Source organism: Delftia tsuruhatensis NBRC 16741 (assembly GCF_001571325.1).
GTDB lineage: Bacteria > Pseudomonadota > Gammaproteobacteria > Burkholderiales > Burkholderiaceae_C > Comamonas > Comamonas tsuruhatensis.
Genome location: NZ_BCTO01000033.1, coordinates 108,791 through 132,118, shown reverse-complemented (window position 1 = coordinate 132,118; position 23,328 = coordinate 108,791). Strand labels below are relative to the sequence as shown.

Sequence of the window (23,328 nt, the reverse complement as noted above, 5' to 3'; positions counted from 1 at the left end):
GGGGGAAGCGGCGCAGCCGCTCAGGGGGCGCAGCATTTCAGGTTCCCTGGCTCACCGTGATGGTGGGGAACTTGCTCGTGAAATCGCGTGCCTTGAGCGCCACCTTCACGGCCAGGTCGCGCGCCACCTTCTTGTAGATCTGCGCGGCCTCGCTGTCGGGCTCGGCCACCACGGTGGGCTTGCCGCTGTCGGCCTGCAGGCGGATCTGCAGCGACAGGGGCAGTGCGCCCAGGTAGTCGATGCCGTACTCGGCCGCCATCTGCTTGCCGCCCTCGGCGCCGAAGATGTGCTCCACATGGCCGCAGTTGGTGCAGACGTGGGCCGCCATGTTCTCCACCAGGCCCAGGATGGGCACTCCCACCTTCTCGAACATCTTCACGCCCTTCTTGGCGTCGATCAGGGCGATGTCCTGGGGCGTGGTGACGACCACGGCGCCCGTCATGGGCACGCGCTGGGCCAGCGTCAGCTGGATGTCGCCGGTGCCGGGCGGCATGTCCACCAGCAGGTAGTCCAGATCCTTCCAGTTGGTCTGGCGCAGCATCTGCTCCAGCGCCTGCGTGGCCATGGGGCCGCGCCAGATCATGGCCTGGTCGTTGTTGACCAGGAAGCCGATGGACATGACCTGCACGCCATGGCTTTCCATGGGCTCCATGGTCTTGCCGTCGGGGCTTTCGGGGCGGCCGGAGATGCCCATCATCATGGGCTGGCTGGGGCCGTAGATGTCGGCGTCCAGGATGCCCACGCGCGCGCCCTCGGCGGCCAGCGCCAGCGCCAGGTTGGCCGTGGTCGTGCTCTTGCCCACGCCACCCTTGCCGGACGAGATGGCGATGATGTTCTTGACGCCCGGCAGCAACTGCACGCCGCGCTGCACCGCATGCGCGGCGACCTTGGACGTGATGTTGACCGAGACATTGCCCACGCCCTCGACGGTCTTGGCCGCGGCGACGAACTGGCCGCGCAGCGCCGGCACCAGGCTTTGCGCCGGATAGCCCATCTCCACGTCGAAGGCCACGTCGGCCCCCGTGACCTGCAGGTTGCGCAGGGCGCGGGTGCTCACATAGTCCTTGCCGGTGTGGGGGTCGAGCACGCTGGAGAGCGCGGCCAAGAGCGCTTGTTCTGTGACTGCCATTGCTTTGATTACTCCTAGAGCCGGATAGTCTATCCAAGGCCCCAAGCCCTCGCCCGCGCGAGACAATGCAGGCCCCGCTGGCTTTGTTCCCATTTCTCCCGCCTTTTTCCGCGAAAGATCCGCCCCGTGAAATTCAAGATGGCCCACAACTCCCTGTTCGCGATCCTGCTGCGCTCGCGCTGGTGGATCAGCATCGCGCTGGCCGCGCTGGTGACCCTGGTGTCCACGGCGCTGCTGCCCAAGGACATCGCGCCGTTCGCCGCCATCACCGCCCTGCCCTTCTTCGGCATAGGCTGCGTTGCCGCCTGGCGCCAGCTGCGCGCGCCCAGCCCCGCCAAGGTGGAGCAGGCCCTGGAGATCGCCGCCCAGCAAAGCTGGCGCGAGTTCGCCGATCGGCTCGATCGCGCCTGGCAGGCCGAGGGCTACACCGTCACCCGCCTGTCCGACAAGGACGGCGCCGACTTCGTGCTGGAACGCGAAGGCAGCACCACCGTGGCCAGCGCCAGGCGCTGGAAGGCCGGCGTGCACGGCATGGAGCCGCTGCGCGCCCTGCTGGCCGCAGGCCAGGCGCGCGATGCGGCCACGGTCTGCTACCTGTCGCTGCAGCCGCCGGCCGAGAATGCAGCCGCCTGGGCCAAGCAGCAGGGCATCGCCCTGATCTCCGGCAAGGACCTGGGCTCCCTGCTGGCCAAGGCCTGATTCCTTCGGGGTCATCCCCTGATCTGATGACGGCCGGCGCGCGGCACACTCCAGGCATGCCCGATGCCGCGCCCTCACCCGACTCCAGCCTCCCTCCCCCCAGCACCGGACTGCTGCTCAGCGGCGGCGGCGCCCGCGCCGCCTACCAGGCCGGCGTGCTGGAGGCCATTGCCGAGATACGCCGCGCCTGCGGCCAGCAGCATGGCCCCAATCCCTTCCCCATCCTGGTCGGCACTTCTGCCGGCGCCATCAACGCGGCCGCCCTGGCCTGCGGCAGCGACCATTTCGACCGGGCCGTGCGCCGCATGTCGCGCATCTGGCGCAACCTGCGGCCCGAGGACATCTACCTGTCCGACTCGCTGAGCGTGCTGCGCAGCGGCGCGCGCTGGCTGACCCTGCTGTCGCTGGGCTGGGCCCTGGCGCGCTGGGGCCGCATGCGCCCGCGCTCGCTGCTGGACAACCAGCCGCTGGGCCGCCTGCTGTCGTGTGGCCTGGTTCCGCTGGAACGCCTGCCGCAATTGATCGCGGACGGCCACCTGCGTGCGCTGGCGGTCTCGGCCTCCAGCTACACCACCAGCGAGCATGTGACCTTCTGCCAGGCGCAGGACCAGCTCCAGCCCTGGGTGCGCAACCAGCGCAAGGCCGCCGCCGCCCAGATCACGCACGCGCACCTGCTGGCCTCCTCGGCCATTCCCTTCATCTTTCCGGCCACGCCGCTGCCGCTGGACGGCGCCACCGAATACTTCGGCGACGGCTCCATGCGCCAGACCGCGCCGCTGGCGCCCGCCATCCACCTGGGCGCAGAGCGCATCCTCGTCGTGGGCGCGGGCCGGCGCACCGAGCCGCCGGCCAGGCCGCCGCCAGAAGGCGCAAGCTACCCGTCGCTGGCCCACATCGCGGGCCACACGCTGTCGAGCATCTTCCTGGACGCCCTGTCCCTGGACGTGGAGCGCGCCGAGCGCATCAACCAGACCCTGGCCCTGATCCCGCCCGCCGACCGCGAACGCAGCCGGCTGCGCCCGCTGCAGCTGCTGGTCATCTCGCCCTCCGAGCGCATAGACGCCATCGCCGCGCGCCATGTGGGCCAGCTGCCGCTGCCCATGCGCACCCTGCTGGGTGCCCTGGGCGTGCGCCAGGACGCCAGCGACCCGCGCGGCGCCGCCCTGGCCAGCTACCTGTTGTTCGAGCGCAGCTTCACCCGCGAACTCATGGCCCTGGGCCGGCGCGACGCGCTGGCGCGGCGCAGCGATATAGAGCAGTTCCTGGGCTGGCAGCGCCCGCTGGTCGCCAGCTGACGCCTGCAGCCAACAGGCCTGGCGCAGTGAAGGCCCTCAACAACTCCCCGTATGTCCGCCTGCACGGAAAAGCCATCGCCGCCCCACAACCGCCCAGCCCTTCTAGAATGTCAGGTTCCCCCGAGAAAGCCGCCATCCATGACCGCACGCAAACTCTTCGTCACCACCGCCCTGCCGTACGCCAACGGCAACTTCCACATCGGCCACATCATGGAATACATCCAGGCCGACACCTGGGTGCGTGCGCAGCGAATGCAGGGCAACGCGGTCAACTTCGTGGGTGCCGATGACGCCCACGGCGCGCCCATCATGATTGCGGCCGAGAAGGCCGGCAAGACGCCCCAGCAGTTCGTGGCCGACATCGCCGCAGGCCGCAAGCAGTACCTGGACGGCTTCCACATCGCCTTCGACAACTGGCACAACACCGACGCGCCCGAGAACCACGCGCTTGCCCAGCAGATCTACAGGGACCTGAAGGCTGCCGGCTTCATCGAGACGCGCACCATCGAGCAGTTCTTCGACCCCGAGAAGAACATGTTCCTGCCCGACCGCTTCATCAAGGGCGAATGCCCGCGCTGCCACGCCAAGGACCAGTACGGCGACAACTGCGAGGTCTGCAGCGCCGTCTACGCGCCCACCGACCTGATCAACCCCTACTCGGCGCTGTCCGGCGCCAAGCCTGTGCTCAAGAGCTCGGAGCATTTCTTCTTCAAGCTATCGGACCCGCGCTGCGTGGAATTCCTGACCGAATGGACCCAGGACGGCCAGCACGTGCAGCCCGAGGTGGCCAACAAGATCAAGGAATGGTTCAGCGTGCGCACCAACCCGGACGGCACGACCAGCGAGGGCCTGGGCGACTGGGACATCTCGCGCGACGCGCCCTACTTCGGCATCGAGATCCCCGATGCGCCGGGCAAGTACTTCTACGTCTGGCTGGACGCGCCCGTGGGCTACCTGGCCTCGCTCAAGAACCTGCTGGACCGCCGTGGCGAGGACTACGAGGCCTACATGGCCGACCCCGCGCTGGAGCAGTACCACTTCATCGGCAAGGACATCATCACCTTCCACACGCTGTTCTGGCCCGCCATGCTCAAGTTCAGCGGCCGCAAGACGCCCACCAAGATCTGCGTGCACGGCTTCATGACCGTGAACAACGGCGAGAAGATGAGCAAGAGCCGCGGCACCGGCCTGGACCCGCTCAAGTACCTGGGCCTGCAGATGAACCCCGAGTGGCTGCGCTACTACCTGGGCGCCAAGCTCAACGGCAAGAATGAAGACATCGACTTCAACCCCGATGACTTCATGGCCCGCGTCAACTCCGACCTGATCGGCAAGTACGTGAACATCGCATCGCGCGCGGCCGGCTTCATCGCCAAGCGCTTCGACGGCAAACTGGGCACGGTCAGCGAAGACGGCCAGGCCCTGCTGGCCCAGCTGCGTGGCCAGAGCGAGGCCGTCGTCCAGGCCTTCGAGAACCGCGACACGGCCCGCGCCGTGCGCGAGATCATGCAGCTGTGCGACCGCGTCAACGAATACGTGGATGCCAACAAGCCCTGGGAGCTGGCCAAGCAGGAAGGCATGGACGCCCGCCTGCAGGACGTGTGCACCACCTGCATCGAGGCCTTCCGCCTGCTGACCATCTACCTGAAGCCCATCCTGCCGGCCGTGGCCGAACAGGCGGAAGGCTTCCTGAACGTGGCGCCGCTGCAGTTCGCCGACGCACAGAACCTGCTGGGCGCCGGCCATGCCATCGGCCTGTACAAGCACCTGATGCAGCGCGTGGACGTCAAGCAGCTGGAGGCCCTGTTCGAGGCCCCCGAGCCCGTGGTCGAGAAGGTCCTGCCCGGCGGCGAGGAAATTGCCGAAACCATCAGCATCGACGACTTCGCCAAGGTGGACCTGCGCATCGCCAAGATCGTGGAATGCAAGCCCGTGGAAGGCTCGACCAAGCTGCTGCAGCTCACGCTGGACGTGGGCGAAGGCAAGACACGCAACGTGTTCTCCGGCATCTCCAGCATGTACCAGCCCGAGCAGCTGCAGGGCAAGCTCACCGTGATGGTGGCCAACCTGGCGCCGCGCAAGATGAAGTTCGGCATCTCCGAAGGCATGGTGCTGGCCGCCAGCCACGCCGATGAGAAAAGCAATCCTGGCATCTATGTGCTGGAGCCTTTCCCAGGCGCCACCCCCGGCATGCGTATCCACTGAAGCAAGCCATCCATGTCCCGCAAGCCCTCACGGTCCCCGGCCCTGGGGGCTTTTCTTTGCCTGTGCGCCAGCGCACTGCTGTCCGGCTGCACCGTGGTGGCCGTGACCGCCACGGCGGTCAGCGTCACGGCCTCGGCCGTGGGGCTGGCCGCGGATGCGGCCGTGGGCACGGCAAAAATCGTCGGCAAGGGAGTGGGCAAGGCCGTCGATGCGATGAGCGATGACGGGGCAGCCGCAGACAACAGCGGCATCACGGTCCGCTACCGCACGCCCGATGGGCAGCCCCTGACGCCCTGAGGCTACTGCCCGGCGTAGCGCCCGGGCCGGTGGCTCACGGCCAGGAACACGCCCATGATCACGGCCGCCAGCACCGACCAGGCCACGCGCTCGAAGGGCACGACCCACAGCGCCAGCAGCACCACGCAGCAGTCGATGGCCATCTGCACCTTGCCGGCGCGGATGCCGTAGCGGTCCTGCAGGTAGAGCGAGGCGATGGTGGCGCCGCCCAGGCTGGAGCGGTGGCGCGCCAGGAACAGCAGGCCCGAGCCCATGAGCAGGCCGCCCGCAATCGCGGCAAAGGCCGGGTGCAGGTAGTCGATGTGGATGAGGCGCGGCCCCATTTCGGTGATCAGCGACAGCGCGCCCACGCAGATGAAGGTCTTGACCGTGAAGGTGCGGCCCACGCGCGTCCAGGCAAACCAGTAGAACGGGATGTTGATCGCGAAGAAGATGAGGCCGAACGGCCAGCCCGTGGCGTAGTGCAGTACGAAGGCCAGGCCCGCCGTGCTGCCCGTCAAAAGCCCCGCCTGGGCGAACATCATCATGGCGATGCCCACGAACAGGGTTCCGGTGAAGAGGGCCTGGACATCCTCGAAGAGGCCATGGCGCAGCGAAGCGGTGGCCGAAACAGGCGCAGCGGGTAGGGAGGGCGTGGACATTGTCGGGGTGATGACAGATCTATCGTCGCAAAGGCCCCGGTTCGGGGCCTTCACCGTACCCATGGGGTGTCATAGGTACAAACCCGGATTCTAGAGACTGTTGCCCCGGCGCGCTGTGGCGTGCAGGGTACAGCGCGCCGCAGGATGCTTGCAGGGGCCTGCTGTCAGGCGCCGCCGTGCAGTTTCTCGCGGCCGGCGCTGCGCAGCACGCGGCCGTCGGGGCCGAAGGTGACGGTGAACTCCATGTCGCGCGTGGGGGGATCGATGTAGTTCCAGTCCCAGTCGGTTTCCTGCTTGAGCTGGTAGGTGGTGACCTTGGCAGGCTTGCCCAGCATGCGGCGCACCTGCTCCTCGTCCATGCCGGGGCGGATTTTCTCGAAGTTGTGCGGCGCCAGCACCTGGCGCAGCGCGCTCATGCGGCCATCGGTGCCGATGGTGATCATGTAGTTGCGGCTGCCGGCGGGCTGGCGGTTGTACTCGAAGGTGCGCGAGCCGTCGGGCTCGGTCCAGATGCGTTCGGGCTCGCCAAAGCGGGCGCGGACGTCGGCCTCGGTGGACAGGCCTTCTTCGAGTTCCTTGATGTTTTGGGGATCGCAGCCGGGCAGCCCAAGCATGCCCATCACGGCCACGGCAACGCCCAGAAGACGGGAGACTAGGTTCATCGGCGGTGTCCCGGTAAAATCACGCGATTCAAGAGGTTATCAGACTATGTCATTCTTTCGCCGCCCCGATTACCGTTCCGACGCCACGAACTTCATCAACGAGCTGAAGAAGCAAAAGCCCGAGCTGCCCAGCCAGCAGCTGGCCGGCCGCTCGCTGCTGTGGGACAAGGACGTGAACCACGAAGTCTGGGAAGACCTGCGCGCCGGCCGCGTGGACCAGAAACCCTACGTCTACCAGACGAACTCCTGATTTCGGCTGCAATGACACATCAGCCTGTTTCGCTGTGGCACCGTGCGCATGCAGCTGATGCCTGCGCAGCAAGGCATGGCCGAGGCTGAGTCCGCACTGGCGCCTGCGGGCGCCGGCGCCGCATCCCCCGCTCCTGGCGACGATTCACCGGTCGTGATCGACCAGGTGGCTTTGGCGCGCCTGTACGGCGAGCCGCTGTTCGCCCTGCCGCAGGACCTGTACATCCCGCCCGATGCGCTGGAGGTCTTCCTCGAAGCCTTCGAAGGGCCGCTGGACCTGTTGCTGTACCTGATCCGCAAGCAGAACTTCAACATCCTCGACATTCCCATGCTGGACGTGACGCGCCAGTACATGCGCTATGTCGACGAAATCCGCAGCCGCAACCTCGAGCTGGCGGCCGAGTACCTGCTGATGGCGGCCATGCTCATCGAGATCAAGTCGCGCATGCTGCTGCCGCCCAAGAAGCAGGACGATGGCGAGGAAGCCGAGGACCCGCGCGCCGAACTGGTGCGCCGCCTGCTGGAGTACGAGCAGATCAAGCTGGCCGCCCAACAGCTGGGCCAGGTGCCGCACTACGGGCGCGACTTCCTCCGGGCCCAGGTCCATATCGAGCAGAACCTGCAGCCGCGTTTCCCCGATGTGGACGTGGCCGAGCTGCAATCGGCCTGGCGCGACATTCTCAAGCGTGCCAAGCTTGTGCAAAGCCACAAGATCACGCGCGAGGAACTCTCGGTGCGCGAGTACATGAGCCAGGTGCTCAAGGCCCTGCAGGGCCGGCGCTTCGTCGAGTTCGAGACCCTGTTCCAGCCAGAGAAGGGATCGACCGTGCTGGTCGTGACCTTCATCGCCCTGCTGGAGCTGGCCAAGGAAACGCTGATCGAGATCACCCAGGCCGAAGCCTTTGCGCCCATCTACGTGCGCCTGGCCTATACGCCCGTCTAGCGGGCACGGACACAGGCACGCGCACACCGACAGGCCGGCACCACCGGCCTCCATGCACCATGACTTACAGCGTCAAAGAAATCTTCTACACCCTGCAGGGCGAGGGCGGCCAGGCCGGCACGCCGGCCGTGTTCTGCCGCTTTGCAGGCTGCAACCTCTGGACCGGCCGCGAGCAGGACCGCGCCAGCGCCATCTGCCAGTTCTGCGACACCGACTTCGTGGGCACCGACGGCACGCTGGGCGGCAAGTTCGCCACGGCCGACGCCCTGGCAGAACGCATCCTGTCCCAGTGGCCGGCCGGCGACAGCCGGCACCGCATGGTGGTGCTGACCGGGGGGGAGCCCCTGCTGCAGGTGGACGAGCCCCTGATCGCGGCCCTGCATGCGCGCGGCTTTCGCATTTCCGTGGAAAGCAATGGCACCGTGGCCGCGCCCGAGGGCATCGACTGGCTGTGCATCAGCCCCAAGGCGGGCGCCGACTGGGTGCAGCGCAGCGGCCAGGAGCTCAAGCTGGTCTGGCCGCAGCCCGGCTTCGATCTGCAGGCCATCGAGGCCGGCACCCGTTTCGACCACTATTTCCTGCAGCCCATGGACAACGTCCTGCAGGCCGACAACACGGCCGCCTGCATAGCGCAATGCCTGCAGCACCCGGCCTGGCGCCTGAGCCTGCAGACCCACAAGCTCACCGGCATCCGCTGATTTTTGCCATGCAGTTCACCGTTCACCAGCGCTTTTTCTTCGACGCCGCCCACACGCTGGAGCGCGCCATCGAGACCGAGAGCAGCCGCCGCATCCACGGCCACACCTACTACGCCGAAGTCAGCGTCACCGGCCCGCGCAACCCGGACAACGGCATGGTGATCGACCTGGGCTACCTGCGCTCGCGCCTGAAGACCCTGGGCGACGCGCTGGACCACCGCTTCCTCGACGAAATCCCCGGCCTGGGCAAGCCCACGCTGGAAAACCTGTGCCTGTTCATTGCCGATTCCCTGGCCGACCTGCAGCCCGCTCCCAGCCGCATCCGCGTATGGCGCGACAGCATCGGCGATGGCTGCGTGCTGGATCTGGGCTGACCTCAAGCCAGACCTGCCAGAGAGCCGCCCCCGGAAGAGCAACTCCACGGCCATCATGGGTTTGGCGGTTCGCAGATAGACTTGGTGGCTTTTTTTGCCAGTCCCCGCCACCGTCAAGATCGCGCCCAAGCGCCCCCTCGAGAGACAAAACATGTTCCGCACCCTGCTCAAATCCAAGATCCACCGCGTCAAGACCACGCAATGCGAGCTGCACTATGAAGGCTCCTGCGCGATCGACGAGGACCTGCTGGACGCCGCCAACATCGTCGAGAACGAGCAGGTGCACATCTGGAACATCGACAACGGCGAGCGCTTCGTCACCTATGCCATCAAGGGCCAGCGCGGCAGCGGCATGATCTCGGTCAACGGCTCGGCCGCGCGCCGTGCTGCCGTGGGTGATCTGCTGATCATTGCGTCCTTTGCCCAGGTCCATGAGACCGACGTGGCCGAGCACCGGCCCCAGCTGGTCTTCGTGGACGATGCCAACCGCCAGGTCGAGCTGCGCCACCACGTGCCCACGCAGCAGCTGTGAGCTGCGCTGCGGTGTGACAATCGCGCGATGACTCAATCGCTTGCCGCCCGCAGCCTTGCGGCTGTGTGGCACCCCTGCACCCAGATGAAGCGGCACGAGGCCGCGCCCCCCATCGCCATCGCGCGTGCCCAGGGCCCCTGGCTCCACGACACCGAAGGACGCCGCTACCTGGATGGCGTCAGCTCCTGGTGGGTCAACCTCTTCGGCCACAGCCATCCGCACATCCAGGCCGCGCTCACCGACCAGCTCGCCCGGCTGGACCATGTGATGCTGGCCGGCTTCACGCACGCGCCCGTGGTGGAGCTGTCCGAACGACTGGCCACGCTCACCGGCCTGGGCCATGCCTTCTACGGCAGCGACGGTGCATCGGCCACCGAGATCGCCCTCAAGATGAGCGCGCACTACTGGCGCAACCTGGGCCGCCCCGCCAAGAGCCGTTTTGCCGGCCTGGCCGGCGGCTACCACGGCGAAACCGTGGGCGCGCTGGCCGTGACCGATATTCCCATCTTCCGCGAAGCCTATGCCCCCCTGGTGCGCCTGGCCGACACCGTGCCCAGCCCCGATGCACGCGGCGCGCAAGGCGGCGAAAGCCCGGTCGATGTGGCACGGCGCGCCGCCGAAGGCCTGCGCCAGTGGCTGGAGCAGCACCACGAGACCACGGCCGCACTCATCGTCGAGCCGCTGGTGCAGTGCGCGGCCGGCATGGCCATGCACGACCCCGAATACCTGCGCCTGGCGCGCGCCCTGTGCGACCGCTACGAGGTGCACCTGGTGGTGGACGAGATCGCCGTGGGCTTCGGCCGCACGGGCAGCATGTTCGCCCACCAGCAGGCCGGCATACGGCCGGATTTCATCTGCCTGTCCAAGGGCCTGACGGGCGGCACGCTGGCCCTGTCGGCCGTGCTGACCACCGAGGCCGTCTACGCCGCCTTCTACGACGATTCCGTGGCGCGCGGCTTCCTGCACTCGCACTCGTACACCGGCAACCCGCTGGCCTGCCGCGCGGCCCTGGCCACGCTGGAGCTGTTCGAGCAGACCGATGCCATCAACGCCAACCTCGCGCTGGCGCAAACGCTGGACGGCGCCTTCGCCCCTTTGAACCAGCACGCCCGCGTGCGCCACGCACGGCGCCAGGGAATGATCTGGGCCTGGGATGTGCAGACCTCGCTGCCCGACTTCTCGCGTCGCTACAGCGCAGCCGCGCTGGAGCGCGGGCTGCTGCTGCGCCCTATCAGCAACACCCTCTACGCCATGCCTCCCTATTTGCTGGACGAAGAAGCCGTGCAGCACCTGGCCGCCAGCGCGCTGGCGGCCCTTGAAGACACCCTGGCCCAGGAGAACCATTCGTGAATGCCCACCGCACCATTGGCTGCTTTGTCACCGGCACCGACACGGGCGTGGGCAAGACCCTGGCCTCCTGCGGGCTGCTGCATGCGCTGGCCCGCCACCATGCCCGCGTGGTGGGCATGAAGGCCGTGGCCGCAGGCGCCGAGCCCGACGGCCAGGGCAGCTGGGCCAACGAGGACACGCTGGCGCTGCGCGCCGCCTCCACCCTGGCCGTGCCGCCCGAACTCGACAACCCCGTGCTGCTGCCCGATCCCATGTCGCCGCACATCGCCGCGCAGCGCGCGGGCCGCTCCATAGAGATCGCACACATCGTGGACAGCTACCGGCGCCTGGCCGAACAGGCCGACGCCGTGGTGGTGGAAGGCGCGGGCGGCTTTCTCGTGCCGCTGTCCGACCAGCTCTCGGGCGCCGACCTGGCCTGCGCGCTGGACCTGCCCGTGGTCATGGTCGTGGGCCTGCGGCTGGGCTGCCTGAACCACGCTGCCCTCACGGCCGAGGCCGTCCGCGCGCGCGGACTGCGCCTGGCCGGCTGGATTGCCAGCCGCGTGGACCCCGCCATGCTGGTGCCCGAGGAAAACATGGCCTGGCTGCGCCAGCACCTGGACCGGCAACTGCAGGCGCCGCTGCTGGCCGACATCCCCTTCCAGCAGCACCCCGACCCGCGCGCCACCACCTATACCCTGCCGGAGCAATGGCAATGAGCGGCTCCTGGCTGGACGACATCCCCGCGCGCATCGCCGAGCTCGACGCAGCCCACCTGCGCCGCCGCCGCCGCGCCACGGCGCCGCTGCAGGGCGCCGCCAGCGGCGCCCACATGGAGGTGGACGGCCACCCCATGCTGGCCTTTTGCAGCAACGACTACCTGGGCCTGGCCGGCCACCCCACCCTGGTGCGCGCCGCCTGCGCGGGCGCCCAGGCCTTTGGCGTGGGCTCGGGCGGCTCGCCCCTGGTCAGCGGCCACAGCACGGCCAACGCCGCGCTGGAGGAACAGCTGGCGCACTTCGTGCAGCTGCCGCGCGCGCTCTACTTCTATGCGGGCTACGCCACCAATGCCGGCATCGTGCCGGCCCTGGTGGGCGCGGGCGATGCCCTGTTCTCCGATGCGCTCAACCACGCCTGCCTGATCGACGGCGCACGCCTGTCGCGCGCCCAGGTCCACCGCTATGCCCATGCCGACCTGGGCGACCTGGCCGCGCAACTGGCCGCCAGCACGGCCCGGCGCAAGCTGGTCATCAGCGATGCCGTGTTCAGCATGGATGGCAACGTGGCCGACATCCGCGGCCTGCTGGCGCTGTGCGAGCAGTACGACGCGCTGCTGCTGCTCGACGACGCGCATGGCTTCGGCGTGCTCGGCCCACAAGGCCGGGGCAGCCTGGCCGAGGCGGGACTGACGGGCGCAAACGCCTCGCCGCGCGTGCTCTACATGGCCACGCTGGGCAAGGCCGCTGGCGTGGCCGGCGCCTTTGTCGCGGGCAGCGACATGCTGGTCGAGTGGCTGCTGCAAAAGACGCGCAGCTACATCTTCGCCACGGCCGCGCCGCCCATGCTGGCCAGCGCGCTGCAGGCCAGCGTGGCCCTGATCGAGGCCGAGGACGAGCGCCGCGAGTCCCTGGCCGAACGCATTGCCGAGCTGCGCGCCGGCCTCACGCCGCTGCTGGCGCGCACGGGCTGGCAGTTGCTGCCTTCGCGCACCGCCGTGCAGGCCCTGGTCATAGGCTCCAACGCCACGGCCCTGGCCGTGATGGAAGGCCTGCGCGAGCGCGGCCTGTGGGTGCCCGCCATCCGCCCGCCCACCGTGCCCGAAGGCACGGCGCGGCTGCGCATCGCGCTGTCGGCCTCCCACACGCGCATCGACGTGCAGCTGCTGCTGACGGCGCTGGACGAGGTCTCGCGCCTGGCCCCACCCCTGCCCTGAATCCCTCTTCACCACCGGAACGGAGACATCCATGCCTCATCTCTACGTCGAATACACCGACAACCTCGCCGGCCTGCCCGGCCAGCAACTGCTGACCGAACTCAACGCCTTCGTCTGCGGCCACCCCAGCATCCTGGACGAGGCCGACGTCAAGGCCCGCCTGCTGCCGGTCAGCCAGTTCGAGATCGGCTCGGCACCGGCCAATCGCGGCTTCGTCCACGTGCAGCTGCGCCTGCTGGCGGGCCGTACCGACACGGCCAAGAAGGAACTGTCCGAAGGCATTGCCGCGGTGCTGCGCCGCCTCACGCCCCAGCCGGCCGGCATGATGGTCCAGCTCAGCGTGGAAATCGCCGACATGGACAAGCCCAGCTACTACAAGGGTCGCCTGTAAGGCAGGCGCCAGGCCTTGTCCGCCGTGAGCACCCGCGCACGCTGCGCACAATGCCTGCGCCCTGAGCGCACCTGCCTGTGCCCCCTGGTGCAGCCGGTGCCGCATGCGGTGCAGCTGCTGGTGCTCCAGCATCCCGAGGAAGAACTGCAGGCCAAGGGCACGGGCCGGCTGCTGCACCTGTGCCTGCCCGCCAGCCGCCTGGCGGTGGGCGAGGCCTTCGAGCCAGCGCAGTTGCAGGCACTGCTGCACGCGCCCTGGCAGGCGGGCGACGCCCCGCGACAGGCCGTACTGCTCTATCCGGAAACGCCGCACGGCGACCAGCTGGGCCTGGCCAGGCAAGCGCCCTGGCCGCAGCCCGCGCCATGCCCCGAGGACCTGCGCCTGGTGGTGCTGGACGCCACCTGGCGCAAGAGCCGCAAGATGCTCTACCTCAACCCCGGCCTGCAGGCCCTGCCGCGCCTGGCACTGCAGGGCGACCTGCCCGCCTCGCGCTACGGCGCCCTGCGCAAGGCCCATGCGCCGGGCCAGCTGTCCACGCTGGAGGCAGCGGCCTGCGCGCTGCAACGGCTGGCGCCTGCCGGCCCGTCGCTGCAGCCGCTGCGCGATGCGCTCGAGGGGCTGCTGTCCCTGCATGCCCGGCACAGGCCCGAATGAAAAAACGCCTCGGGGAACGAGGCGTTTTTCATGGCAGCAGGCCGTGCTTCAGTTTTCCGGCGTGATCCTGGCGAACTTGACCAGTTCGGCGTACTTGCCCATGTCAGTACGGATGATCTGGGCCAGGTTTTCGTCGCCCGTGGGGGCAATGATGCCCGCCCCTTCCAGGCGCGCGCGCATCGCCGGATCGGCCAGGCCCGCCTTCAAGGCCTTCTGCAGGCTGGCCACCACATCGGCAGGCAGGTCCTTGGGACCCGCCAGCCCGAACCAGCCGCTCAGCGCGTAGCCCTTGAGCGCTGCGTTCTCGCCCAGTGCGGGCACGTCCTTCATCATGGCGATGCGGTGGGCCGTGGTCACGCCCAGGGCCTTGATCTTGCCGCTCTGGATGAACGGAGCCGCCACCGAGGGAGAGACGATGGCGAAGTCCAGGTTGCCGCCCGCCAGGTCGCTGGTCATCGCGGCCGAGCCCTTGTAGGGCACATGGACGATGTCCACCCCGGCCATCTTCTTGATCAGCTCGCCCGAGAAATGCGGCGTGGACCCGATGCCCGGGCTGCCGTAGCTGTACTTGCCGGGATGGGCCTTGGCCAGGGCGATGAACTCGTCGAGGGTCTTGGCCGGCATCTTGGTGCCGGCCACCCACAGGTTGGGCAGCACGCCGGTCAGCGCGATGCCGGTCAGGTCCGTGGCCGGGTCGTACTTCTGCGCGGCGTTGACGAACTTCGTGCCCGCCAATTCGTTGCTGGAGCCTGCGAGCAGGGTATAGCCGTCGGCCTTGGCACCGACCACGCGCTGCGCGGCCACCACGCCGGCGGCACCGGGCACGTTGTCGACCACGACGGTCGCATTGAGGTGCTTGGCCAGGATGTCACCCACCACGCGCCCCACCAGGTCGACCGAGCCGCCTGCCGCGTAGCCGACGACGACGCGAATGGGCTTGTTGGGATAGGTGGTCTGGGCGCACAGCGGGCCCGCCGCCAGGACAGCCGCGGCGCTGATCAGCGCGCGGCGGGAAATATGGAATTCATGCATGGATCGATCTCAGGGGAGGCAGGCATCAGCCAACAATCAAAATGATATTGCTCAACAATATTCACCGATTGTCTGACATTGCCTTGTGGAATCCATCCCTGAAAACCATGAGTTCCACCCGTGGCTCTAGCCTGCAGCTCAGCGCAGAACCGCCGGCAGCCAGCCGCGCAGGCTGTTGACGAAGGCCCAGCCCTGCACGCGTGGCAGATCGTCCAGCCGCACCGGGTGCTCCACCACGCGGCCCTCGTCCAGCGCCACCGCGCGGCCCACGCCGGGCAGCAGGCCGCTGGACAGCGGCGGAGTCACCCAGCGGCCCGCCAGCAGCACGGCGATGTTGCCGCGCGTGCCCTCGGTGATCTCGCCGTCTTCGTTGTGGAGCACGGTGTCGAACACCGAGGCATCGGTGGGCTGCAGGCTGTCGTAGTGCGCGCGGCGCGAGGTCTTGAAACGCACCCAGTCGCCACGCGCCACCGCATTGGCGATGGGCCGGTCGGCCAGCGCCAGCCGAACAGGCGTGGCCGAAGGCGGCAGCGGCGCCGCCTGGGTCTGTATCCGCCCCGTGGCATCCAGCGCCAGGCGCACGCGCCAGTGGCCGCTGGCGTGCGCCTGGCGCAGTTGCTGCAATGCCTGCTCCAGCACGGCATCCGTGCAGGGCCGGCCGAAATGCCGCGCCGCGTCCTGCATGCGCGTCACATGGCGCTGCAGGTGGATGAAACCGCCATCCCGCAGGGCCAGGGTTTCCAGAATGTCGAAATCGAAGTCCGTATCCGCCATGGCTGCACGCCCTTTCACACCTTGTCCAGAAAAGCCCTCTTGTGGCGCCATTCCTGCCATTCGGCAGGCGCCTCGGCGCCCGAGGTGATGCCGCTGCCGATGCCGCAGCGCAGTTGCGTGCCACGCGCCACCACCGTGCGTATGGGCACATTGAAGGTGGCGTGCACGCGCCCCGCGGTGGTGCCGGGCCGCACCACGCCCACGGCGCCGCAGTACACGCCGCGCGGACCCGATTCCAGCTCGTGGATGAGCCGCATGGCCTGGCGCTTGGGCGCGCCCGTGATGGAGCCGCAGGGAAACAGCGCCGCAAACACGTCCGCCAGGCCGGTGCCGGGCCGCGTGCGCGCCTGCACGTCGGACGTCATCTGCCACACGGTGGGCAGGGGTTCGGCATGGAACAGGCGCGGCACCTGGACGCTGAAAGGCTCGGCAATGCGCGAGACATCGTTGCGCAGCAGGTCCACGATCATCACGTTCTCGGCCCGCTCCTTGGGCGAGGACCGCATGGCCTGGACATTCGCCTCGTCCTGTGCAGGCGTGGCGCCACGCGGCGCCGTGCCCTTCATGGGGCGCGTGAGGATGCGCTCGCCATCCCAGTCGAAGAACAGCTCGGGCGAGACGGACAGCACCTGCTCGTCGCCGCTGTCCATGCAGGCCACGTAGCCGCCGGGCTGGGCACGTCGCAGCGCGGCGAACAGCGATGGGATGTCGCCCAGCAGCCGGCCCATGAACTGGGCCGTGTAATTGATCTGATAGCAGTCACCGGCCGCAATCGCCTCGTGGATGCGCGCAATGGCGGCATCGAAATCGGCACGCTCCAGGCCGGGCTGCCATTGCACCTGAGATTGCACCTGAGGGCCGGTCTCGACCGCGTCCGCGTCTTCAGGCCAGGGCCGGGGGCCGTCGAAGACGGCAAACCAGGCCAGCGGCTCGCCTGGCGGCGTGGCATGCAGGGCGCCGGCGTAGGCCGCGTCAAACGCCGCCGCCGCCTCGTAGCGCACCCAGCCCAGGCACCACAGGCCGGCCTGGGCAGCCTGCTGCACGGCGTCAAGCACACCGCGCACCTGCTCGGGCGCATGGGCTGCCAGGCTGCGCAGCGGCGGCCCGAAGCCATGGCGCAGCCGGGCGGCCGAGCCGTCATGGGGGTTGGGAAAATCGATCAGAAACTTCACAAAACGGCCGTCAACGCATGCTGTACTTGCATCAGCAGCTTCGCTATCGATAGCAGCCACTGACACGGGGCCGCCCAGTGTAGAGCGAGGGAAACAAAAAAGCGCCCCGAAGGGCGCCAAACCAAGCGTCCCGAAAGGACGCTTTCCACCAACAGGCCCGGCACCATGCCGGACCCATATCCATTCACATCACTTCTGGGTGACGGTGTGCTGGCCTTCCAGGCGGGCCACGGCCTCGCGGTAGGCAGGGCCGCTGCGCAGTTGCTGGTAGCGGGCCAGGCCGCGCTGGTATTCGGCCGAGTTGTAGCCGATTTCGCGGTCAGCCGAGGGCGAGGGCAGGTAGGTCATGCCTGCCTGGTGCCACATCTCGAGGTCGGCCAGCACTTCGGCGCGGCTCAGGCCTGCGGTGGCGGAGGACGAGGGGGAAACGGCTTCTTGGGCCATTGCAGTGCCGGCGAGGCCCAGGGTCAGGGCGGCCAGTGCAGCGGAGAGGGTACGCATGTCAGATCCTTTCAAAAGGCCGCTCGGCATTCATTTCCTCACGGCATGGACGTACTATGCGGCGCTGCAGCATTCTTCGTCTGTGCGTTTTCTCACGTGTTTTGGCATCCAGCCCGGGCGGCCCGCTGCCTTTTCACCCGTGCTCCCCTCGACAGAAGGCCGATTCACGCGTTCTAGAAACAGTGTTTTTCGCGGCTTGAAACAGCCGCGGCAGACAAGTCTCAGCGCGCTTCCTCGAGCAGCACGCGCAGGCCTTCGACATGGCAGATGCGCAGGTTGCGGCCTTCGCGCCGCAACAGGCCCAGGCGCACCAGGCGCGACATCTCGCGCGCCACTTCCTCGCGGCTGGAGCCCAGCATCAGCGCCAGATCGGTCTGCCGGGGTGCGGGCGCCAGCAGGGCCTGCCCCTGGTCGATGCCCGCGCGCTCGGCACGTTCCAGCAACTGGGTATGCAGGCGGCTGCGCACCGACAGCGTTCCCAGGTCCACCATGCGGCGCGCCAGCGCCACGGCCAGGTCGCTGAGCCGGCCGATGAAGGCGCGCAGGACCTGGGGCTCGTTCATGAGCAGGGCTTCCACATCCTCATGGGCCAGCGAGGCAATCAGGCTGGGGACGCCTGCCTCGACCACCAGAGGCATGGCCGTGCAGCCCGCCTGCTGCTGCGGCAGACCGCCGAAGAACACGCCCTGGGCAATCTCGCCCAGCGTGAGCCCGCGCCCGTTGGGGGCATAGCTGCTGACGCGCAAGCCGCCCTGCACGAGCATGTAGAGACGCTGATCGGTGTACGCGCCCTCCAGCGTCTGGTGCTGCGCCAGATGCTGCCAGCGGCATTGCGCGGCCAGTTCGGCCAGGCGCTCGTCGGACAGGCTTTGCAGCACATGGACCTGGCGCAGGCCCTGCCAGGCCACGGCGGGAAGAAGCGGAGATGTCTGTAAGGAACCGGACATGGTGCAACACCGTTGAAGCGCATCCGCAGGGCCTGTGCGGGCCCTGTCGTCCGTCGCGGGAAGTACAGCATAGCGGGATCGCATAGACTCGTCGCGCGCCGGGAATCGCACTGTCCGGCTCCCCGGATGGCCGCACCGCGCAGCACAGAAAAAAGGGAGGGCTTCATGGAATCGAGCATCGAATCGGCACGACCACCCGCGCGCCCGCAGGCCACCGTGGCGGCCTGGGCGCAATCCGTGGAACAGGCGATCGCCAGCCAGCAATGGCATGGGGCCTGGCGTGCACTCATAGACGCCGCCCTGCCGGCCGAAACCGCCGTGCAGCAGAGCCTGCTGACTGCGCTGGACGCCTGGGATGGCCTCGCTGCCGATTCCGGCGCAGAGCCCCGCCGCGCGCTGGTGCAGCAGGCCTTCGATGCCCTGCATGCCGCCCATGCCCCGGGCCAGGCGCTGCAGGCCGATTCCGCACCTTCCCGTGCGCACCGCGCATACCGTGCGCACTGCATACTGGGACGGCAACTGGTCAAGCGCTACCGGCGCGGCGGCTTTGCGCTGGGGCCGGTGGATGTGGCCGTGGAGCCCGGCACCATCCTGGGACTGGTGGGCGAGAACGGCAACGGCAAGACCACGTTGCTGCGCCTGCTGGCCGCCGATCTGGCGCCCGACGCAGGGCAGCTGGACTGGGGCGTTCCCGCCGCCGATGCCTACCTGCTGCGCACCCAGCTCGCCTATATCCCCCAGCGCCCGGCCGTCTGGGGCGGGCGCCTGATGGACCATCTGCAATTCGCCGCGCGCAGCCATGGCGCCGTGGGCCCACGCAACATCTGCCTGGTACAGCTGGTCATCGCGCAGCTGGGGCTGCGCGCCTTCCGGGGCCACCAGTGGAAACAGCTGTCCTCGGGCTACAAGATGCGCTTCGAGCTGGCGCGCGCCCTGCTCTGCCGGCCGCGCGTGCTGCTGCTGGACGAGCCGCTGGCCAACCTGGACATCAACGCCCAGCAGACCCTGCTGACCGATCTGCAGTCGCTGGCGCGCTCGCCCTGGCAACCCATGGCCCTGGTGCTGAGTTCACAGCAGCTGTACGAGGTGGAAAAGGTAGCCGACCAGGTGCTGTTCCTGGAGCAAGGCCAGCCGCGCAGCGTCCAGCAGAGCTTTGCCGCCATGCAAGGCTGCGCCATCGAGTTCGAGACCGGCTGGGCCATGGCGCAACTGAAACCCTGGCTGGACCGGCTGCCATCCCATACGCACCAGCTCAGCGGCCAGACCCACATCGTGAGCTTTCACGTGCCCTTCACGGCAGCGCAGTTCCTGGCGCAGGCCGTGCAGGCAGAGATGCCCGTGCGCTATTTCCGCGACATCACCGCATCCACCCGCCGCCTGTTCGTGAGGGACTGAGCCATGCCACGTTTTTCCGATATGACGAACCGCTGGGACCAATGGGTGCTGATGCGCTGCCCCCTGCTGTGGCAGTTGCGGCTGCACTGGTATCTGCCGCTGGCGCTGCTGTGGTGCGTGCTGGTGCTGGGCATCTGGATGCAGTGGATGGCCGAACCCGCGCGCTGGATGGGCTCCCTGCCCGGCGTTGCGTCCACGGCACAGCAAACGCCCGAGCAATTGGCGCTGGACATCGGCTCCGTCGTGGCCTGGATCGTGGCGATCGGCCTGGCGCTGTGGTGGTTGCTGCGCGTGCGCATCCACAACCGCTGGCGCGAACACGCCCCCGTGGGCCGCTGGGGCCTGTGGTGGGAGTACCTGTGGGGAGCCTTGTTCCTATCGCTATTGTTCGCGCCTGCGATCGCCTTTTCGCCCATCTATGAAATGCGGATGCAGCGCCAATGGTCGGACACGGATGTCAGTGCACAGATCCAGACTGTCGAGCAAGTCGCCGCCCTGGAGGCGCTTGCCGCGCCACGCCAGGCGGCCATGCTCGTGGAATGGATACGTGTGCTGCGCGAGGAGGAGGTCGATCCGGCGAAGTACCCGGGCATCCAGGCCCTGGTCTGGTTGATGCGCGAAGACCAGGCCGCGATTGCCGCGACGCTGGAGCGCTACGGCCAGCCATTGCAGGCCAGAGGCTATGTGCGCCAGTCTGCCAGCTCCGCGCAGGACCAGGCTGAGCACCTGCTGGCCAGCTACCGCAGCGCGCTGCAATCCCCCCTGGCCGAGGAATGGCGCGCCTACCTGGCAGCGAACCCGCAACCAGAGACTGGCGAGAAGGTATCCAGAGCGCAGAACTCCAACTGCAAACCACCCCTGGGTCGCAGCAGGCATTTGGATCTGGAGCCGGATCCGCGCAAATGCTTCGGTACCTATCTGGCCCAGAGCAACCGTGAGTGGCTCATGCTGCTGGAGAGGTTCGACAGCCGGTGGAGCCCGCCGCAGCATGTGCAATGGAAGCACGCGCGCTACGGCCTGGCCCTGCCGGCCTACCAGGAAAGCCATCTGCGGCGCGCTGACATGTCCCGCGACGACGAATGGCCAAGGATGTCCCAGTTGCTGGCGGCCGCCAGCGCTGGCTTCTTCCTCGCCTTGGCCCTGGTGCTGGTGCGCCTGATGCCCGCCATGCAGCTGGTGGCCTGGGGCGCATGCCTGGTCCTGACCTTGCTTGGCAGCGTGCTGGCCGGGATGCTGGGAATCACCAACCTCTATGTGCTGGGGCTGTTTCCCGCCGCGCTGATATCGGTCGCCTGGCTGCGCATCCGTGTGCTCAAGCGCCCCTGGGCCGGCGCGGTGCTGCTGGCCCTGGGCATGTCGCTGGCCCTGATATGGCTCGCCGCCGCCTGGTCTGAGTGGTCCAGACTGCTGTTGCCACGCCCTACCGGCAGCGCAGGCCCTTGGACGGATACCCAGCACTGGCTGGACCTGCTGATGGGCGCGCCTGCCGTGGCAGCCAGCACGGCCATGCTCGTGGCCCTGCTGTCTCCGCTGTGGCGCCGATGGCGTGGCCTGCCCGAAAGGTGACGGAACAGCAAAGGACAGCTCAGGGACAGGTGCCCCCGGCGCGCATCGCATAGACTCGCGGCAATTCCATCCCCCTCCGAGCGCCCCATGACCCAAGCCCCCGTCACCGCCGGCACGCCCTACGGCACCATCCCTCCCGCCTCGCCGCTGCCCCAGCGCCGCCCCGTGAGCCTTCCGCGCCTGGCGCAGATGCGCGAGGCCGGCGAGAAGATCACCATGGTCACCGCCTATGACGCCACCTTCGCGGCCGTGGCCGATGCGGCCGGCGTGGAGTGCATTTTGGTGGGCGATTCGCTGGGCATGGTCTGCCAGGGCCTGCACAGCACCGTGGGCGTGTCGCTGCAGGACATGTGCTACCACACGGCCAGCGTGGCGCGCGGGCTGCACCGCGTGCAGGGCACGGCCTGGCTGATCGCCGACATGCCCTATGGCAGCTATGCCGAAAGCCGCGAGCAGGCCATGCGCAGCGCCTGCGAGCTGATGCAGGCCGGCGCCCACATGGTCAAGCTCGAAGGCGGCGGCTGGACCGCGCCCACCGTGCAGTTCCTGGTCGAGCGCGGCGTGCCCGTCTGCGCCCACCTGGGCCTGACGCCGCAGACCGTGCATGCGCTGGGCGGCTACCGCGTCCAGGGCAAGAGCGACGAGGGCGCGGCCACGCTGCGCCGCCATGCGCTGGAGCTGCAGGATGCAGGCGCCTCCATGCTGGTGCTGGAGATGGTGCCGGCACAGCTGTCGCGCGAACTCACGGCCGAGCTGCCGCACTGCCACACCATTGGCATCGGCGCGGGCAGCGGCACGGCCGGCCAGGTCCTGGTGCTGCACGACATGCTGGGCGTGAACCTGGGCAAGATGGCCCGCTTCGTGCACAACTTCATGGCCGATGCGGGCAGCGTCAAGGGCGCCTTCGAGGCCTATGTGCATGCCGTGAAGAACGGCAGCTTCCCCGACGACAGCAAGCACGCCTGGTAGTCCGGCAGGCTGCACGGTCCGTTTTTCCGCTTCCCGCTTCCCGTTCCCCCGCTTTCCCGCTTTCCCGCTTCCCCATGCAAATCGTCCACTCCATCGCCGACCTGCGCGCCATCCTGGCCAGCAAGGGCCGCCCTGCCTTCGTGCCCACCATGGGCAACCTGCACGATGGCCACCTGTCCCTGGTGCGCGCCGCGCGCCAGCACGGCGACATCGTCGTGGCCAGCATCTTCGTGAACCGCCTGCAGTTCCTGCCGCACGAGGATTTCGACAGCTATCCGCGCACCTGGGCGCAGGACTGCGCCAAGCTGGAGAGCGAAGGCTGCGACCTGCTGTTCGCCCCGCGCGAAGCCGATCTCTACCCCGAGCCGCAGACCTTCAAGATCCAGCCCGACGCGCAGCTGGCCGACATCCTCGAAGGCCATTTCCGCCCCGGCTTCTTCACGGGCGTGTGCACCGTGGTGATGAAGCTGTTCTCGGCCGTGTTCTTCGCCAGCGGCGGCGGCACGGCCGTGTTCGGCAAGAAGGACTACCAGCAGCTGCTGGTGATCCGCCGCATGGTCGAGCAGTTCGCCCTGCCCGTGAACATCGTGGCCGGCGACACGGCGCGCGCCGATGACGGCCTGGCGCTGAGTTCGCGCAACGGCTACCTGAGCCCCGATGAACGCCAGCAGGCCATGGCGCTGTCGCAGGCACTCAAGCAACTGGCCGACGCCACGCGCGCAGGCCAGGCTCCGCTGGCCGAACTGGAGGCATGGGCCATGCAGTCCCTGGCCGCACAGGGCTGGGAGCCCGATTACCTGACCGTGCGCCTGCGCCGTGACCTGCAGCCGCCGGCCGAGGGCGCGCAACTGGCCGGTGCACCACTGGTGGCCCTGGGCGCCGCGCGCCTGGGCAAGACGCGCCTGATCGACAACCTGGAGTTCTGATCCAGCGCAAAACCC

26 protein-coding genes are annotated in these 23,328 nt (G+C 68.3%); 18 read left to right on the top strand and 8 right to left on the bottom strand.

Features of this window, described 5'->3' with window-relative positions; translation table 11 throughout:
* Positions 1 to 37: 37 nt before the first annotated feature.
* Complete coding sequence (apbC, locus tag DTS01S_RS17595; protein WP_012203771.1) at positions 38 to 1,129, bottom strand: iron-sulfur cluster carrier protein ApbC; 1,092 nt, start codon at positions 1,127 to 1,129, stop codon at positions 38 to 40.
* A gap of 138 nt (positions 1,130 to 1,267) precedes the next feature.
* On the opposite strand from apbC, the gene DTS01S_RS17590 reads away from it, so the two are divergent.
* The 4 genes from DTS01S_RS17590 to DTS01S_RS17575 all read left to right on the top strand — a co-directional run bounded on the left by DTS01S_RS17590 (position 1,268) and on the right by DTS01S_RS17575 (position 5,625).
* On the top strand, positions 1,268 to 1,828 hold the full coding sequence (locus tag DTS01S_RS17590) for a restriction endonuclease (RefSeq protein WP_026062090.1): 561 nt from the start codon (positions 1,268 to 1,270) through the stop codon (positions 1,826 to 1,828).
* 56 nt (positions 1,829 to 1,884) lie between these two features.
* Positions 1,885 to 3,123: a patatin-like phospholipase family protein gene (locus DTS01S_RS17585; RefSeq protein WP_016454164.1), complete on the top strand. Its 1,239-nt coding sequence runs from the start codon at positions 1,885 to 1,887 to the stop codon at positions 3,121 to 3,123.
* A 138-nt stretch (positions 3,124 to 3,261) separates the two neighbouring features.
* Positions 3,262 to 5,328 carry a methionine--tRNA ligase gene (gene metG, locus DTS01S_RS17580; protein WP_061288236.1) on the top strand — a complete coding sequence of 689 codons (2,067 nt, stop codon included), beginning with the start codon at positions 3,262 to 3,264 and terminating at the stop codon, positions 5,326 to 5,328.
* A gap of 12 nt (positions 5,329 to 5,340) precedes the next feature.
* The gene (locus DTS01S_RS17575; RefSeq protein WP_017404252.1) at positions 5,341 to 5,625 is read left to right on the top strand and encodes a hypothetical protein; all 285 of its coding nucleotides are present in this window, start codon (positions 5,341 to 5,343) and stop codon (positions 5,623 to 5,625) included.
* Between the two features lie 2 nt (positions 5,626 to 5,627).
* On the opposite strand, the gene DTS01S_RS17570 is transcribed toward DTS01S_RS17575, so the two are convergent.
* Both DTS01S_RS17570 and bamE read right to left on the bottom strand, forming a co-directional pair.
* Complete coding sequence (locus DTS01S_RS17570) at positions 5,628 to 6,266, bottom strand: YitT family protein (RefSeq protein WP_017404251.1); 639 nt, start codon at positions 6,264 to 6,266, stop codon at positions 5,628 to 5,630.
* 164 nt (positions 6,267 to 6,430) lie between these two features.
* Positions 6,431 to 6,928 (bottom strand): outer membrane protein assembly factor BamE domain-containing protein, encoded by a 498-nt coding sequence (gene bamE, locus DTS01S_RS17565; protein ID WP_016449042.1) that lies wholly within the window; start codon positions 6,926 to 6,928, stop codon positions 6,431 to 6,433.
* A gap of 46 nt (positions 6,929 to 6,974) precedes the next feature.
* Between bamE and DTS01S_RS17560 the strand changes: the two genes are divergently transcribed.
* The 10 genes from DTS01S_RS17560 (at position 6,975) to DTS01S_RS17515 (ending at position 14,031) form a co-directional block, all read left to right on the top strand.
* A complete protein-coding gene (locus DTS01S_RS17560) occupies positions 6,975 to 7,178 on the top strand; it encodes a DUF3460 family protein (RefSeq protein ID WP_016449043.1) in 204 nt (67 codons plus the stop codon).
* Between the two features lie 75 nt (positions 7,179 to 7,253).
* Positions 7,254 to 8,120 (top strand): segregation and condensation protein A, encoded by an 867-nt coding sequence (locus DTS01S_RS17555; RefSeq protein WP_026062089.1) that lies wholly within the window; start codon positions 7,254 to 7,256, stop codon positions 8,118 to 8,120.
* Positions 8,121 to 8,179: 59 nt separating this feature from the next.
* A complete protein-coding gene (queE, locus tag DTS01S_RS17550) occupies positions 8,180 to 8,818 on the top strand; it encodes a 7-carboxy-7-deazaguanine synthase (protein ID WP_016449045.1) in 639 nt (212 codons plus the stop codon).
* A gap of 8 nt (positions 8,819 to 8,826) precedes the next feature.
* Positions 8,827 to 9,192, top strand: coding sequence for a 6-pyruvoyl trahydropterin synthase family protein (locus DTS01S_RS17545; protein WP_016449046.1), 366 nt, complete (start codon positions 8,827 to 8,829; stop codon positions 9,190 to 9,192).
* Positions 9,193 to 9,343: 151 nt separating this feature from the next.
* Positions 9,344 to 9,724: an aspartate 1-decarboxylase gene (panD, locus tag DTS01S_RS17540; RefSeq protein WP_016449047.1), complete on the top strand. Its 381-nt coding sequence runs from the start codon at positions 9,344 to 9,346 to the stop codon at positions 9,722 to 9,724.
* A 27-nt stretch (positions 9,725 to 9,751) separates the two neighbouring features.
* Positions 9,752 to 11,074 (top strand): adenosylmethionine--8-amino-7-oxononanoate transaminase, encoded by a 1,323-nt coding sequence (bioA, locus tag DTS01S_RS17535; RefSeq protein ID WP_016449048.1) that lies wholly within the window; start codon positions 9,752 to 9,754, stop codon positions 11,072 to 11,074.
* A complete protein-coding gene (bioD, locus tag DTS01S_RS17530) occupies positions 11,071 to 11,772 on the top strand; it encodes a dethiobiotin synthase (RefSeq protein WP_047326019.1) in 702 nt (233 codons plus the stop codon). Before bioA ends, bioD begins: the two co-directional genes overlap by 4 nt.
* Positions 11,769 to 12,986, top strand: a complete 1,218-nt coding sequence (bioF, locus tag DTS01S_RS17525; protein ID WP_017404246.1) for an 8-amino-7-oxononanoate synthase — start codon at positions 11,769 to 11,771, stop codon at positions 12,984 to 12,986. The genes bioD and bioF overlap by 4 nt, the downstream gene beginning before the upstream one ends.
* Before the next feature lie 31 nt (positions 12,987 to 13,017).
* Positions 13,018 to 13,377 (top strand): 5-carboxymethyl-2-hydroxymuconate Delta-isomerase, encoded by a 360-nt coding sequence (locus DTS01S_RS17520; RefSeq protein WP_012203756.1) that lies wholly within the window; start codon positions 13,018 to 13,020, stop codon positions 13,375 to 13,377.
* A gap of 15 nt (positions 13,378 to 13,392) precedes the next feature.
* Positions 13,393 to 14,031, top strand: coding sequence for a tRNA-uridine aminocarboxypropyltransferase (locus tag DTS01S_RS17515; RefSeq protein WP_017404245.1), 639 nt, complete (start codon positions 13,393 to 13,395; stop codon positions 14,029 to 14,031).
* A gap of 48 nt (positions 14,032 to 14,079) precedes the next feature.
* Here the strand turns inward: DTS01S_RS17515 and DTS01S_RS17510 are convergent, their stop codons facing one another.
* The 5 genes from DTS01S_RS17510 to DTS01S_RS17490 form a co-directional block, all read right to left on the bottom strand.
* On the bottom strand, positions 14,080 to 15,063 hold the full coding sequence (locus tag DTS01S_RS17510) for a Bug family tripartite tricarboxylate transporter substrate binding protein (RefSeq protein ID WP_017404244.1): 984 nt from the start codon (positions 15,061 to 15,063) through the stop codon (positions 14,080 to 14,082).
* Positions 15,064 to 15,201: 138 nt separating this feature from the next.
* On the bottom strand, positions 15,202 to 15,837 hold the full coding sequence (locus DTS01S_RS17505) for an aminotransferase class IV (protein ID WP_017404243.1): 636 nt from the start codon (positions 15,835 to 15,837) through the stop codon (positions 15,202 to 15,204).
* Between the two features lie 14 nt (positions 15,838 to 15,851).
* Complete coding sequence (gene pabB, locus DTS01S_RS17500) at positions 15,852 to 17,009, bottom strand: aminodeoxychorismate synthase component I (RefSeq protein ID WP_017404242.1); 1,158 nt, start codon at positions 17,007 to 17,009, stop codon at positions 15,852 to 15,854.
* Positions 17,010 to 17,198: 189 nt separating this feature from the next.
* The gene (locus DTS01S_RS17495; protein WP_016449055.1) at positions 17,199 to 17,510 is read right to left on the bottom strand and encodes a DUF4148 domain-containing protein; all 312 of its coding nucleotides are present in this window, start codon (positions 17,508 to 17,510) and stop codon (positions 17,199 to 17,201) included.
* 221 nt (positions 17,511 to 17,731) lie between these two features.
* Entirely contained in the window at positions 17,732 to 18,457 is a 726-nt protein-coding gene (locus tag DTS01S_RS17490; RefSeq protein ID WP_026062088.1) for a Crp/Fnr family transcriptional regulator, read from the bottom strand.
* Between the two features lie 165 nt (positions 18,458 to 18,622).
* Between DTS01S_RS17490 and DTS01S_RS17485 the strand changes: the two genes are divergently transcribed.
* The 4 genes from DTS01S_RS17485 to panC all read left to right on the top strand — a co-directional run bounded on the left by DTS01S_RS17485 (position 18,623) and on the right by panC (position 23,313).
* A complete protein-coding gene (locus DTS01S_RS17485; protein WP_026062087.1) occupies positions 18,623 to 19,852 on the top strand; it encodes an ATP-binding cassette domain-containing protein in 1,230 nt (409 codons plus the stop codon).
* A gap of 3 nt (positions 19,853 to 19,855) precedes the next feature.
* A complete protein-coding gene (locus tag DTS01S_RS17480) occupies positions 19,856 to 21,418 on the top strand; it encodes a hypothetical protein (RefSeq protein WP_061288234.1) in 1,563 nt (520 codons plus the stop codon).
* 87 nt (positions 21,419 to 21,505) lie between these two features.
* On the top strand, positions 21,506 to 22,387 hold the full coding sequence (gene panB, locus DTS01S_RS17475; RefSeq protein ID WP_012203749.1) for a 3-methyl-2-oxobutanoate hydroxymethyltransferase: 882 nt from the start codon (positions 21,506 to 21,508) through the stop codon (positions 22,385 to 22,387).
* Between the two features lie 74 nt (positions 22,388 to 22,461).
* The gene (gene panC, locus DTS01S_RS17470; RefSeq protein ID WP_016449059.1) at positions 22,462 to 23,313 is read left to right on the top strand and encodes a pantoate--beta-alanine ligase; all 852 of its coding nucleotides are present in this window, start codon (positions 22,462 to 22,464) and stop codon (positions 23,311 to 23,313) included.
* Positions 23,314 to 23,328: the final 15 nt, after the last annotated feature.